Source organism: Halomonas sp. IOP_14 (genome assembly GCF_021021315.1).
GTDB classification, from domain to species: Bacteria; Pseudomonadota; Gammaproteobacteria; order Pseudomonadales; family Halomonadaceae; genus Vreelandella; species Vreelandella titanicae.
Map to the genome: position 1 here is coordinate 293584 of NZ_JAINWD010000001.1, position 13618 is coordinate 307201.

Annotated in this window: 9 protein-coding genes; all 9 read left to right on the plus strand. The window is 51.3% G+C overall.

The window, feature by feature from the left end; all coding sequences use genetic code 11:
• Nucleotides 1-76: 76 nt before the first annotated feature.
• The 9 genes from K7H09_RS01430 to K7H09_RS01470 all read left to right on the plus strand — a co-directional run bounded on the left by K7H09_RS01430 (nt 77) and on the right by K7H09_RS01470 (nt 13581).
• Nucleotides 77-346 carry a SelT/SelW/SelH family protein gene (locus tag K7H09_RS01430; RefSeq protein ID WP_027960154.1) on the plus strand — a complete coding sequence of 90 codons (270 nt, stop codon included), beginning with the start codon at nt 77-79 and terminating at the stop codon, nt 344-346.
• Nucleotides 343-1215 carry a DMT family transporter gene (locus K7H09_RS01435; protein WP_009287682.1) on the plus strand — a complete coding sequence of 291 codons (873 nt, stop codon included), beginning with the start codon at nt 343-345 and terminating at the stop codon, nt 1213-1215. Before K7H09_RS01430 ends, K7H09_RS01435 begins: the two co-directional genes overlap by 4 nt.
• Nucleotides 1216-1507: 292 nt before the next feature.
• The gene (locus K7H09_RS01440) at nt 1508-3091 is read left to right on the plus strand and encodes a TolC family outer membrane protein (protein WP_414121869.1); all 1584 of its coding nucleotides are present in this window, start codon (nt 1508-1510) and stop codon (nt 3089-3091) included.
• A 124-nt stretch (nt 3092-3215) separates the two neighbouring features.
• Entirely contained in the window at nt 3216-5393 is a 2178-nt protein-coding gene (locus K7H09_RS01445) for a type I secretion system permease/ATPase (protein WP_230803248.1), read from the plus strand.
• Complete coding sequence (locus K7H09_RS01450) at nt 5393-6823, plus strand: HlyD family type I secretion periplasmic adaptor subunit (RefSeq protein WP_159177024.1); 1431 nt, start codon at nt 5393-5395, stop codon at nt 6821-6823. The genes K7H09_RS01445 and K7H09_RS01450 overlap by 1 nt, the downstream gene beginning before the upstream one ends.
• On the plus strand, nt 6823-7455 hold the full coding sequence (locus K7H09_RS01455) for a response regulator transcription factor (protein WP_022522751.1): 633 nt from the start codon (nt 6823-6825) through the stop codon (nt 7453-7455). The genes K7H09_RS01450 and K7H09_RS01455 overlap by 1 nt, the downstream gene beginning before the upstream one ends.
• 267 nt (nt 7456-7722) lie before the next feature.
• Nucleotides 7723-10743, plus strand: a complete 3021-nt coding sequence (locus K7H09_RS01460) for a UDP-N-acetylmuramoyl-tripeptide--D-alanyl-D-alanine ligase (protein WP_230803249.1) — start codon at nt 7723-7725, stop codon at nt 10741-10743.
• Between the two features lie 40 nt (nt 10744-10783).
• Nucleotides 10784-11752, plus strand: coding sequence for a hypothetical protein (locus tag K7H09_RS01465; RefSeq protein WP_230803250.1), 969 nt, complete (start codon nt 10784-10786; stop codon nt 11750-11752).
• A complete protein-coding gene (locus K7H09_RS01470; RefSeq protein WP_022522754.1) occupies nt 11752-13581 on the plus strand; it encodes a hypothetical protein in 1830 nt (609 codons plus the stop codon). The genes K7H09_RS01465 and K7H09_RS01470 overlap by 1 nt, the downstream gene beginning before the upstream one ends.
• Nucleotides 13582-13618 lie beyond the last annotated feature (37 nt).

The following is a 13618-nucleotide window of genomic DNA, read 5'->3' on the forward strand; positions in this document are numbered from 1 at the left end:
AGAGCTATCTCAAGCCATCTCAAAATGACAGAATATCCTTTTAGAATGCCACATTAACTTGCCTGGGAGATCAGGGATGTCACGTATTCAAATCCGTTATTGCACGCAATGCCAATGGCTGCTGCGCAGTGGTTGGTATGCACAGGAGTTGCTCTCAACCTTTGGTGAAGGTTTAAGCGAGGTCTCATTAGCCCCTTCCCATGGCGGTACGTTCGAGATCTGGTGTGATGATCTGCTGTTATGGGAGCGCAAGCGCGATGGCGGTTTCCCAGATATCAAGCTTCTTAAGCAGCGTGTACGCGACCAGTTGGAGCCGGGTCGAGATTTAGGGCATATCGACCGATGAATCAGGATAGGCAAGCAATCCTGTTTGGCTTAGGGGCCGTCGCATTATGGTCGACGGTGGCAACGGCCTTCAAAGTGGCACTCGCTTGGATGAGCCCTCTAGAGCTGATGTGGCTCGCAGCGCTTGTTTCTTGGGCACTGATGGGGGCGCTGGTCATCAAGCAGGGAAATATCGCCACAGCGTTGCGCACCGGTTGGAAGACAGCAGCGTGGGCAGGGCTTATGAACCCAGTGGCTTATTATTTGGTGCTCTTCGCCGCCTATGACCGTCTCCCAGGGCAAGAGGCGATGGCACTAAATTACACCTGGGCCTTAGCGATGGCGTTTTTGGCCGTGCCTTTGCTCGGGCAGCGCTTAACGCGTATGGATATTGTTGCTGGGCTGGTCGCCTACGCAGGCGTATGGGTGATAGCAACACGAGGCGCGGTTTTAAATGTCTCTTTTGCCGACCCGTTAGGGGTCGTGCTGGCACTCGCTTCGACTCTTCTTTGGGCGCTGTATTGGCTGCTTAATGCGCGGGATAGCCGACCACCCCTTGTTGGCCAGTGGCAAAACTTTAGCGTTGGCCTACCTGTGTTGACCCTATTGCTATTACTGGGCCCTGGTTACCAGTGGCACGGTTGGCCTGCCTTTGGTGCTGGTGTGTATGTGGGGCTATTTGAAATGGGGGTGGCCTTCATTCTGTGGCAGTTGGCAGTGCATAAAGTGTCGCGCACGGCCAAAGTCTCCAACCTGATTTTTCTCTCACCTCCTGTATCACTGCTGTTACTTTTCCTGGTAGTGGGAGAGCCTATTTTGCCTTCAACGTTGATTGGGCTAGTGCTGATACTGCTGGGTCTCGGGCTGCAACAAGCACAGAAAAACGAATAATTCTGAATATTTTTTTGTGTTTTAATGGTGTTCTTATTGTAATTTTTTGTGACATTTGGTTTTATAGCCTCAGGATGAGTAGGAAATTAACTAAATTAGTCTAAGCTCAGCTAATTAAGTTTTATCTACCATGTGTTTACTTCAAAAATTGGGCGCTCGTAGAGGGACACAGGCTCACTTCGGGATGAGACTTCGCGGGCTTACGCTTGAAGCAATAGTGCAGCATGGCTCAATGGGTCACACGAATAATGAGCTGCGTGCAATGAGTGCCACATCATAGGGAACGCTGACGATGAAAAAAAATGCCGTATCGAGACTAAAAAAAACCTTCTGTCACCATGTTTTTAAGCCGCTGACAATGACCACGTTAGCGTGTGTCCCGCTTACGGCATTAGCGCAGTCGCTACCCGCTAGCCTCTACGCGCCAGGTGCCACTGATCTTCCCAGTACTATTCAACAAACGATCATTACTAATCCCGATGTAAACGCTGCATGGGCGAACTTTAGCGCTTCTGGGAGCGATGTCAGAGTCGCAAAGGGTAATTATTTGCCTTCTATTGATATCTCTGCGGGCGTGGGTCGGCAAGACCAGCAAAATGATGGGCGCGGAAGCTATAGCAGTGACTTTGCTGAGCTCACGCTCACCCAAATGGTGTTTGATGGGTTTGCCACCCGTAGCGAAGTAGAGCGTTTGGATCGCACTCGGCTGATTGCCTATTTTGAGCTGCTGGGTGCAAGTGAAGAGGTGACGCTTGAAGCTTTTCGCACCTACCTTGATGTGCTTCGCTACCGCGAGATGGTGCGTTTAGCTCAAGATAATTACCGCGAACACCAACGTGTGTTCTCGCAAATTGAAGAGCGTGCGCTTTCCGGGGCGGGCCGTGGCGTTGACCTAGAGCAAATTAGCGGCCGTTTGGCATTAGCCGAATCCAACTTGATGACCGAGGCGTCGAACCTGCACGATGTAACGGCTCGCTATCAGCGTATCGTAGGCGAACTTCCTCCTCAGAATATGTCGCCTGCACCTAGCTTGGCCGATGAACTACCCGCTGGTGTCAACCAAGCGATCGAAATGGCATTTGAGGGGAACCCTGAGTTCCATGCCGCGATTGAAAATATTGCTGTGCAACGTGCGGAACAAGAGGCTGCGAAGGCCGCCTTTATGCCCCGCCTGGATATACAGGGACGTACGGGCACCAATAATCAAGACGACTCGATAGCTGGGCGCAGTGATGAGCACAGTATTCAACTGGTCGCCAGCATGAACCTCTATCGCGGTGGTTCTGATAGTGCAGCTTTTGATGCGGCGGCCACGCGTATTGAACAAGCTGTCAACCAGCGCGAAACGGCTTGTACAAACGTACGTCAAACCACGCAAATTGCTTATAACGATACCCAGCGTTTGGGTGAGCAATTGAACTATTTGAATGATCATCGCCAATCGATCAACCGGGTTCGTGGGGCTTACCAGCAGCAGTTTGATATTGGCCAACGTACTTTGTTGGACGTGCTTGATAGTGAAAACGAGTACTTCGAAGCCAGCCGAGCCTACGCGAATGCAGAGTTTGACTTAACTTTGGCTCAAGCGCGTACGCTAGCAGCAATGGGGCAGCTTATGCACACCCTTGAAGTGGTGCGTGACGATATCCCCACTCTTGACGAATTGGGGTACGACGACGCCACACTTAGCGCTGAGATGGCCTGTGGAACGGAAGGGCCTCGTGGCTTTAATTTAGAAGACTTTACGCGCGGTATTTCTTCGCTACCCGCTCACGCTGATACGCTAGCGTCGTCTTACGCCGCCAATGAGCAGCCAGTCATGATTTCCCAGTACCTGCAATTGGGCCACGAGGATGTGCTGGTCACTAACGGCTAACGTGTTCGAATAGTTTGCTGTGCAGAAACAGAGTTATTCGTCGTTTGGCGGCGAAGGGTTAGCGGCTTTCGCTAATCATAGGGGAAATAGATGCCTAAATAGGCATTAGGGGAATGAGGTCTCTGTGACACAAACCAAGCTGGAAAGGCCGGCCGCTGCAAATGCTAGCGAGCAGCCAGTAGGCGATGAGTTACTCGAATGTTTGAAAGCGGTTGCCTCATTTCATCAGCATGAGGTGTCATCAGAGGCCCTTAGAGCTGGCTTGCCCTTGGAGCAGGGCAAGCTAACGCCTTCCGTATTTGGTAGGGCTGCCTCCCGTGCTGGACTGACGGCGCGAATTGTTAAAAGTAAGCTGTCGGCGCTTAACCCCGCTCTCTTTCCCGCTATTCTACTGCTGGAACCAGGTAGGGCGTGCGTACTGTTGGGGATAGATCTCAAACAGCAAAAAGCGAACGTCATTTTTCCTGAACTATCTGAATCAAACGTTGAACTGCCCCTGGAAGAGCTGTATGCAGGCTATAGCGGCGAAGCTATTTACGTTCGCCCTAAGTTTTTAGCGGATAACGCCTCGGAACCAGGCGTCAAGAAACGCCGCGACCAGCACTGGTTTTGGGGCGTCATTCGCGAAAGCAGACCTCTCTATCGCGATATCGTGTTGGGGTCAGTGGCGATCAATGTGTTTGCCATCGCCATGCCGCTGTTCGTGCTTAACGTCTATGACCGAGTAGTGCCCAATCAGGCAACGGAAACGCTATGGGTGCTGGCAATAGGCATCTTTATAGTGCTGTGCTTTGATTTGGTACTCAGGCTAATGCGCAGCAGCTTTGTCGACTTAGCCGCTAGCCGTGCGGATGTGAAGCTCTCTTCCTCAATCATGGCTAAAGCATTGGGCCTTCGTTTAGAAGAGCGCCCCGCATCAACCGGCTCGTTCACTTCGACGCTCCAGTCTTTTGAGTCAGTACGCGCGTTTATTGGTTCTGCGACCATTCTGGGGATTGTCGATCTTCCGTTCGTACTGATGTTTGCGGCGATTATCGCGCTGATTAATCCCTGGCTAGTGCTGCCGGTATTGGTGGGCATCGTATTTGTGCTGCTCTACGCGCTGGCTGCTCAGGGTAAGCTTCATGAACTTTCTCAAACTACCTGGGAAGTCGGCGCACAGCGCAACTCACTGTTGGTAGAGTCTATTTCCCAATTAGAAAATGTTAAGGCCCTGCGGGCTGAAAGCCGTATCCAGCGCCACTGGGAAAAATCATCTGCCTTCCTTTCCCGTACTGGCGCGCAGCTTAAGATGGTGAGCACCTCAGTCTCCAGCGTGGCCCAGTGGGCGCAGCACAGTGTGGCGGTGTGCGTCATTATCGTCGGTGTATATCAAATCATCGAAGGTAACCTCACCCAGGGTGGGTTGATTGCCGCTTATATGCTCTCTTCCCGGGCGATGGCACCTATAAGTCAGGCTGCAGCGCTGCTGGCGCAATATCATCAATCCTCCACGGCGCTTGAGTCACTCAATGCGGTAATGGATAAGAAGGTTGAGCGCCATGAAGGCAAGGCTTATGTAGAAAAGCCCAGCTTCGCCGGCAATATACGCCTTGAGAAAGTCACTCTTCGTTACCCTAATGAAGAGCGCGAGGCGCTGAAGGATGTATCGATAACTGTCAAAGCCGGTGAGAAAGTTGCGTTACTTGGCCGCATTGGTTGCGGCAAATCTTCATTAAACAAGCTAGTGCTAGGGTTTTATCAGCCAACCTCGGGGGCCGTGCTGGTTGATAACGTGGATATTCGCCAGTTAGACCCACTGCAGCTGCGCCGTCATATTGGCTATGTTCCTCAAGACGTTAGCCTGTTTTCAGGATCTCTGCGGGACAATATTGTGGCGGGTGGCGGTAGCGACCGCGTTGAGGATGAGGCATTGCTTAGAGCGATTGACTTGGCCGGCCTAGAGTCACTCGTCAACAACCACCCACATGGCGTGGATTTGCAAGTAGGTGAACGCGGCCAAGCACTTTCCGGCGGGCAAAAACAGTCTGTCGCCATTGCCCGTGCGCTAGTGCAGGATCCGCCTATCCTGCTGTTGGATGAACCGACAAGCTCTATGGATAATGCTAGCGAAGAAGCGTTTAAAGCCAACCTTAAAAACGTCGCTGCTGGCAAAACCATCCTAGTGGTCACGCACCGTACCTCGCTCCTCTCATTGGTCGACCGAATTATTGTCATGGATGCCGGCAAGGTCGTGGCGGATGGCCCGCGGGATACAGTGGTAGAGGCATTGCGTAAAGGCCAGATCGGGAGGGCATCGTAATGGCGCGTAAACCCTCTTCCACGACCGAGCAAAAAGGTTTTGACGCCATTGGCCGTTTTTCAGAAAAAGGCCAAAAACCATTTCGCCCTTTTATGGATCGGTTGTTTGCCAAGCGTGTGACCTCTGCCCACCTAAACCGCGATTGGGCAAGCGATACCGACTGGGCGCGTATGCAGCAAGAGCCCATTCGTGCACGGTTATTCCTCTATACCGTCCTGCTCACTGTGGTTGCGTTGTTAGTGTGGGCGTATTTTGCTTCTATCGATGAAGTAACCCGTGGGGCAGGGCGAGTGATCCCTGCAAGCCAACTACAGCGTATCCAGTCTTTTGATGGTGGCGTTGTTGAACAGATCTTTATTCGCGAAGGGCAGATCGTCGAGGCAGGTCAAGTGCTGATGCAGATCGACCCTACGCGCTTTGTTTCTGATTTTCGAGAAAACCGTGCCCAGCGTTATGCGCTTCAGGCGCGTGCTGAAAGGCTACGTGCGCTAGCAACGGGCACTGCGTTTGAGCCTTCCGAAGAGCTCCGTCAAGAAGTGCCTGATATTGTGATGCAAGAGCGCGAGGTTTATGAAAGCCGTCGTGAAGAGTTGCGCGAACAAGAAAATGTGCTTAATGACCGCATTCGTCAGCGTCAGGAAGAGCTGCGAGAGGCGCAAGCTCGCCGTGATACAGCCCAGCGTGAAGTCAATATGGCCAGTCAAGAGCTTAACTTGACTCGCCCGCTGTTGGCTTCGGGGGCTGTGTCTGAGGTAGAAGTGCTGCGCTTAGAGAGAGATGTATCTAGTGCCACAGGGGAGCGTAACCAAGCGGATGCCGCTGTTTCACGTTTAGAGGCCGGGGTGGAAGAAGCAGAAGGGCAATTGCTGGAGCTGGGTGCCGAACGCCGGAGTGAGTGGCGGAATGATCTGGCTCAAACGTTGGGCGACCTAAATGCATTGCAACAATCGGGAACTGGTTTGCAGGATAGGGTACGACTGACCGAAATTCGCTCGCCGGTTGATGGTATTGTTCAGCGCATACATATCAACACCATAGGTGGTGTTGCTCAGCCAGGGGGAGAGGTTGTTGAAATCGTGCCTACTGACGACCAACTGCTGGTTGAGGCGCGCATCGCCCCGCAAGATATCGCCTTTTTGCATCCTGGGCAGCCTGCGACTATCAAACTGACGGCCTATGACTATGCCATTTATGGTGGCTTACAGGCCGAGCTTGAGCGTATTAGCGCCGATACCATTACTGATGATGACGGTAATACCTTCTATCAAGTGCGGGTGCGCAGTTTAGAAAACGAAAATGTCGCCGATAAACTACAAGTAATTCCCGGCATGACGGCGCAAGTGGACATAGTAACGGGCAAGCGCACAGTGATGCAGTTTATGCTGAAACCTGTCTTAAGAGCGTGGCGTGATTCCATGGGGGAACGCTGATGAAGCATTGGTTCATTACGACGGATGGAAACTTAAAAGCGCGTTGGAAAAAAGCGTTTCCCGAGATGGTAGCCTCCAAACCAGATGTGTTTATTAATAAAACACAGCCTAATGATGTGGTTTGGCTGTCTACGACTGTTGAAGGGTGGTCAGAGCTGATCGGTACCGTAACTGCCAAGGGAGCTGTTGTCGTTGTACTAAGTTACTCGCCGGATGACCGTGAGGCGTTAAGGTCACTGGATCTGGGGGCGCGGGGATATGTTCATACGCTTGCTGCGCCCGAGGTACTTAAGCAAGTGGCGTTGGTGGTCACTAACCAAGGCGTGTGGGTTGGTCAAGAGTTGCTTGCTAAAGTGCTTGGAGGCTCTTTTAAAGCGTTGCAGCAAAGGGCTGAAGGTGGCAGTTCTTTCAATACAGAGCAGCTTGGAGATTTAACCGACCGTGAACGGGGCGTTGCACTTGCTGTGGTGCGCGGCGCTACAAATAAGGAAGTCGCGCGTCAGTTAGATATTACGGAGCGTACAGTAAAAGCGCATCTTAGCGCTATTTTCAAAAAGCTGGCTGTTCGAGACCGCTTACAGCTTATTTTGAAGCTAGCACCGGTAGTGGAACGCATTCCAGAACGCTTTTAATGTTCATAACTTAGCGCGAGCAGCGCCTCTATATGTTGCAGCGCTTATTCAATACATTTCTGTCCCTCACATTAGCCTCTATTATTGAGCAACTTAATGCCGGGTATTAAAGATTCTTCACTGTATTGCTCGCTTCCATTAAGTAAGTCGAGTGCTGAACACTCCTCCCGAGCGGCGGAAATTTCGCATGTGTTGGATAGCATGGGCGACACCGTGATGCCTATGTGGTTGGACAGACACACAGAGTTTGCGGAATTTTCGCAGGTAATGTTGATTTCAGTAAGCGATGGCTATGAGCGTGCACAAGTCACGTCTATGCAACTTGATTTGAGCAGCTTGCAGGCAGGCAACTGGGCGGCGTTATTACCCACTTTGAAGCAAGCAGTGACAAGACTGGAGCGAAAGTTCTCCCATCCTTTGGTGTGGTGTCGGTTGGAATGGCCTTTTGCCGTACGAGAGTGGCAGTGGCAGGCGCTAAAACAGGAGATGAAGCGCTATAAGCGCAGCTATTTTCGCAGCGGCCTAGCCTTTGTTGGTAAGAGGCTCCCGCGACTTTTGTTGACTGAGATGGAGCTAAACGCCAATGCCTGTTTGTACGCAGGAGGGCATGTTGAGCATGCTGAAGTCAACCAACATCACCTTGAGCGCTACATGAAAGCGCGTCACGGCTCAAGCCAGATGCCGGACTTTGCCGACAACATGACGGTGTGGAGTTTTTCCACTACCGGCATATTTGTGGATGTTAGCGGTGAGACAACAAGTGTGCATGCACTGGAAACCCGACCAAGGCGCTGGAGTAGGCGGGAGATGCCACCGCTGACAGTGGCTTCCACAGGGGAACTGATAGCCCGCTCGACCCGCTTTTTAGGCAAACAGGTTGGCCAGGATGGTCGATACGTATATGGCTATTTTCCTTGTTTTGATCGCCTCATTAATACTTACAATGTATTACGTCACGCCAGCAGTACTTATGCTTTGTTGGAGGGGTATGAGGCTTGCTCTGATCAACTGCTTTTAAGTGATGAGCAGCTTGGGCTGGTACGCCAACAGATATCTTGGGCGCTTTCGGGCTTATGTTCCGAGTTTGTCGTTCATCGCCAAGGGGCGGCCTATGTGGTGGATAGGGGCGATATCATCAAGTTGGGAGCCAATGCGGTCGCCATTCTTGCGTTGGTGAAGTATCACCAAGTCATGGGAGATGATCGTTATGCTGATTTGGTGGATGCACTGGCGCTAGGGATTTCAAGAATGCAGGAAGCTGACGGTAGCTTTGTGCACGTACTCAATGCTGCGGATTTATCGGTTAAGGAAAAGACCCGGATAATTTATTACGATGGTGAAGCCGCTTTTGCTCTGATGCGACTTTACGATCATACCCGCAATAGTCGTTGGCTGGACTGCGTTGTCAAAGCGTTTGACTACTTTATCGCTAACGGGCACGAAAAGGCGCATGACCATTGGCTTGCTTATTGCGCAAATGAATTGGTGGTGCATTGTCCAGAGCGACAATATTTTGCGTTTGCGGTGCGCAACATAGAAGGTTATGTCGATTTTATTCGCGAGCGGGTGACCACTTTTCCAACACTGCTTGAGCTGTCAATGGCGTTTCACAAGACGCTGCTCAAGCTGGAGACACGCCCTGATTTAATCGATGTGCTGAACGGTTTTGATATCAATGCGTTTTATCGGGCACTGCACGCCAGAGCGAACTATCTTCTGAATGGTTTTTTCTGGCCGGAAGTAGCGATGTACTTTAAGTCACCCGCTACTATCCTGGATGGTTTTTTTATTCGCCATCACGGTTTTCGCGTAAGGATTGATGATGTAGAGCACTACCTTTCAGGGCTGGTGGCCTATCAGCAACTGCTGTGTAAGGGAAAATATGCCAGTATCAAGCCACCGTTAGAAAATAAGCTTGATGCAGAGGCTATGGCCTCGGCAACGGGGGGAGAATGGATAACATCTCCTCCTGATAAATGGTTGGCAAGTGGAGTATGCTGCTGGCCGAAATCCTTTCAACCTGGGCAGGTGGTTGTCGCTCGGGGCAAGGAGATGAGCAAAGGTTTTTTGCCATTCGCGGCGGTGAAATCACTGGTCACTAAAGGTGCTTCCTCAGTGCTTTGTGATGATGGCGAGGCATATCGTGATATCGGTGTGCCCGTGTTACAGGTAGACGATATTCGCGCAGCAACACTGGCCATAGGGCAGTGGCAACGGCGCTGCTACGCAGGTCGGGTCGTTGGTATTACCGGAAGCGCAGGCAAAACAACGGCGGTGGCGATGCTAGCCCATGTGCTGAGCTACAACAGTTCAGTAGGGCAAACGCAAGGCAGTGCCAACCTGCCGATTGGTATTGCCTGGAACATCGCTGCAATGCCTCCAGAGGCGCCATACTGGGTTGTTGAAATGGCCATCGGCTCCATGGCCCACAATACGGATATTGCTCGCCCTGATATCGCCATTGTTACGAATATCGCTGCGTCGCACCTGGAATATCACCACTCGTTGGACGAAATTGCTCGTAAGAAAGCGCTTATTTTTCAGGGTATGCCAGCCAATGGGGTCGCAATTCTCTATCGTGATATGCCGCAGTATGCCTATCTTGCTGAGCAGGCAAGGAGCTACCACCTAAAAGTAGTCAGCTTTGGCGAGCATGCTGACGCTGACATACGCATGCTTGAGTTTTCAGGCAATAGCGGGCGCATTACGTTCGATGGCGCTTCGTATGAACTATGCATGAGCGCCGCTGGGCGTCATATGCTGCTTAACGCTATGGCAGTGCTGGCAGTGGCCAGGCACGACAACCTTCCTTTAGACACCGTTATGGCTCGCCTAGCCTCTTTTCAGGCTGTGGCAGGGAGGGGGGAGGTGCGGGCCATTGATTACCACGGAGTGGCGATCACTGTGTACGATGAAGCTTATAATGCCAATCCGTTATCGATGCGTATGGCACTGGAAGCTTTCTCCGCACTACCTGTCGATGCGGATCACAAGCTATTGATTATTGGCGATATGCTGGAGCTTGGCTCAGAATCAGAGGTGCTGCACCTGGAGCTTGTTCCCATACTTAACGCGTTATCGGCCAGGCAAATACTGCTGTGCGGTCAACATTGCCAAGCGTTAGCGCCACTACTGGGAGGGGAGGCCGCCGGAGTGTTTCATTTCTCGGATGTCAAAGCACTTGAAGCAGCATTGCCTAACCACATGATGTCGCAAGATAGCGTACTTGTTAAGGCATCCCATGGTATTGGGTTACACGCGCTTTTTTCACACCTGACCCGTGGATAAATACTTATCGTCAAGCCGGCGCTGGTGGGGCGCTCTGCTATTGCTTTGTGCGATAGGCAAGCTAGCGCCTGCTGTTGCTCAGTCGCAGCATGAAGCCGGTGAATGCTACTACCTGCAGGGTGATGGATCGCTCGAGGAGTTGGCAAATGAGCCGAATCCTGCGAAGGGTTTTGATGACATTCACTTCTTTGTCGAGAGCCCTGACCAGAGTGCGGCGCTAAACGCAACGCAACTTGAAGACTTGGAGCTTCAGTTGGCGGCTGCCGATGCGCTTTATCGCGACGTGCTGGGGCTCACACCACCTTTGCTCATGCCACGCTATCAGCGTGCGCACTTCATTATGGTGGTTTTACGTACTGATCAAACACGTAGCGGGCAGGCTTATGACGAAGTTGTACGCAGCGCTGCCTCGCCAGATTGTCATATTCGCATGGCTCTGGGTGGGCATGTGAATGCAGCACGGAGCTTAACGCCTGCACATGAACTGTTTCATCTATACCAAAACGCACACATGATGTTCAAGCAAGGTTGGGTGCATGAAGGGTTGGCTCGCTGGTCGGAATCGCTGTTGAGAGGGGATGTACAACAGGGGGATTCCCTGCCCGCTAATATCGAGGCGCTTGAGAGGGTGATGCAAGAGAGCTACGGCGCAGCGCCATTTTGGCAGCGGTTGTTTTACCTGCTTGACCCCCAAGGGGATATATCCATTCCTGATGCGCTTCGAGATATACGCTATCACGATGGCAGCCAAGTAGTGGCGGTGACCGAGCTTTATGGGAGCGCGTTTCTGCCGCTGCTATTCTCTTCACTAAACGAGGCCGGGAAGGCCCTTGCGACCCAAGAACAATGGCCAGTGTACAGCTGGGTAGAGGCACAGCAGCGCAGTCTGCGCCACAATGAGGCCATCCTATCTGCAGTGCATCATGCAGTTTCAACGTATATGTCGGTAGCAGATCAGCCGGAAGAGTTACGTGTATTCATGCAACTTATTAAGCCAATGACTGATTGATGAGCAATCTGGTGACTGAGACGAATGAGATCCATGGCGATCAGGTTCGTGACTTAATGATGGCGCTGGCTCGCGAGGTGCTGTGGCCATTTCGCTGGCGCGTGGCCACTATCCTGTTGATGCAGATCGCAACTCAAGTAATGCTGTTGGCAAGCTTGGTACTCCCCTGGCAACTGCTCCAAATGTTGATAACTGGCCGTAGCCGCATCGACGGATGGGTTTTCTGGACGGATGCCAACAGTGAAAAAATAGCGGTTCTGATCGCATTGGCAGTACTCTGTTTTTGCGCCTATGCCTTGCTTAAATGGCTAGTTAAAAAAGCCATTGCCAGCCTTTCAGCTTCAATACTGCAGCACTTGAATAAAACTCGGCTAGTTGCCAACCATCGATTACTTGGTAAACGTGTACTGGGTGTTGTGTTAGGCGCCTTATCATCAGCAGTTATTGCCATACTGTTCTGTCTGATGATCGCTCTTCTACATCCTCTTCTAGCACTATTGGCTGTTTTATGTGTGCTTGGGTTGGTGATGGTGGTGGGCTTTTACTACCGCTTTGAAAGGGTGCAAAAAATCCAGGATACGCTTCAAGGCAATGTTCTCACAGTGATCAATATCAGTTTTGTACTGGGTTTTCTGATCATTGTGCTGGATTATCTTAATGGCACTATGCGGCCACTGTTGACGCTATTCATACTGCTGCTGGGAGTACGCCAATTAATGGCGGCGAGTGTCAATGGGCTAGTAAGCTTTTTGAGCATCATCAAGCGTTTTCAGCAGATTAACATGTTGCTTTTGCCGCGCTCTCAACAGATATCTCTCTTTTCAACCACGGATTTTGTTCAACGTTTTGAACAAAGGGCTCTCAAACAGTGGCTGTTACCGTGGCTGGTTGAGCGTAAGCACTGCAACAGCGACATTGATGTTTTACAGTGCCGCCTGATTCATGGGCGAGCTATAGCACAGGTATTGATTCGTGATACTGATGCCAGCGGTGTCCCACGTTATAAATTGCTCAAGTGTTATGTCTCAGCGCGAGAAAATGAAGCTCTGCATGAAACCGCGCTGCTGAACGAAGTAAATGGCCATTACCATGGTGTCATTCCCGCTGTGCCGATCTTGTTGGAGAGTGGTAGGTTGCCGTGGTGCTCTTTTGTATTGTTGGAGATAGGTGGCCAACTTCCTCAGTGGAAAAACTCAGAAGAACGAAAACCCTGGATGACTGAGCTGCGTCAATGTCTGCTTCATGTCCCTTTGCCTAACCGGCTTATTGCGCAATACACAGCAACTTTTGCCTCTTTACCCGAGCGCATGAAGAAAATAGACGCTTCGCATTTTGGGTATTTGACGCAAGAGGATAAAGAAAGCTTTCAAATTGATCATTTTATGCGGTTATGGCCCCTTATGGTGGCTGAGGTGGAAAGGATTCCCAAGAGCCTGACGGTGCAAAATCCGAGTAGTGCACGCATGGCGAATATAGATGGCCATATGCTTCTGATGGACTGGTTTGGTTGGGTATACGACACGGTTGGGGCATTCTGGCCATTATCTGCAAAACTGCATGCCGAAGTGCTTGAAGTGATTGGCAACCAGTGGGAGGGTTCAAATACTCAGCCACGCTGGTTTGAATTTGATACCCCGGTCACTGCTGCGAACTACGTTGCATTGGCTGCACGCGCGCACGAATTTTGTCAGCGTTGTCATGCTAATAACGATTCTGGTGCACTCAATATGATGGCTGGTCTTATTAAAGCTTATGAGGCAGTCAATCATAGCCATTCTTTCTCTACCCTGCGGCGTGATATTGCCAGCTTGCACCATAGTGTAAATTAGGAGAAAGGGTAGCTACTGTTCATCAGCTCCTGTATCA

Coding starts and splice junctions, on each gene's coding strand:
- K7H09_RS01430 (WP_027960154.1), top strand. CDS start 77: ATGTCACGTATTCAAATCCGTTATTGCACGCAATGCCAATGGCTGCTG.
- K7H09_RS01435 (WP_009287682.1), top strand. CDS start 343: ATGAATCAGGATAGGCAAGCAATCCTGTTTGGCTTAGGGGCCGTCGCA.
- K7H09_RS01440 (WP_414121869.1), top strand. CDS start 1,508: ATGAAAAAAAATGCCGTATCGAGACTAAAAAAAACCTTCTGTCACCAT.
- K7H09_RS01450 (WP_159177024.1), top strand. CDS start 5,393: ATGGCGCGTAAACCCTCTTCCACGACCGAGCAAAAAGGTTTTGACGCC.
- K7H09_RS01455 (WP_022522751.1), top strand. CDS start 6,823: ATGAAGCATTGGTTCATTACGACGGATGGAAACTTAAAAGCGCGTTGG.
- K7H09_RS01460 (WP_230803249.1), top strand. CDS start 7,723: ATGTTGATTTCAGTAAGCGATGGCTATGAGCGTGCACAAGTCACGTCT.
- K7H09_RS01470 (WP_022522754.1), top strand. CDS start 11,752: ATGAGCAATCTGGTGACTGAGACGAATGAGATCCATGGCGATCAGGTT.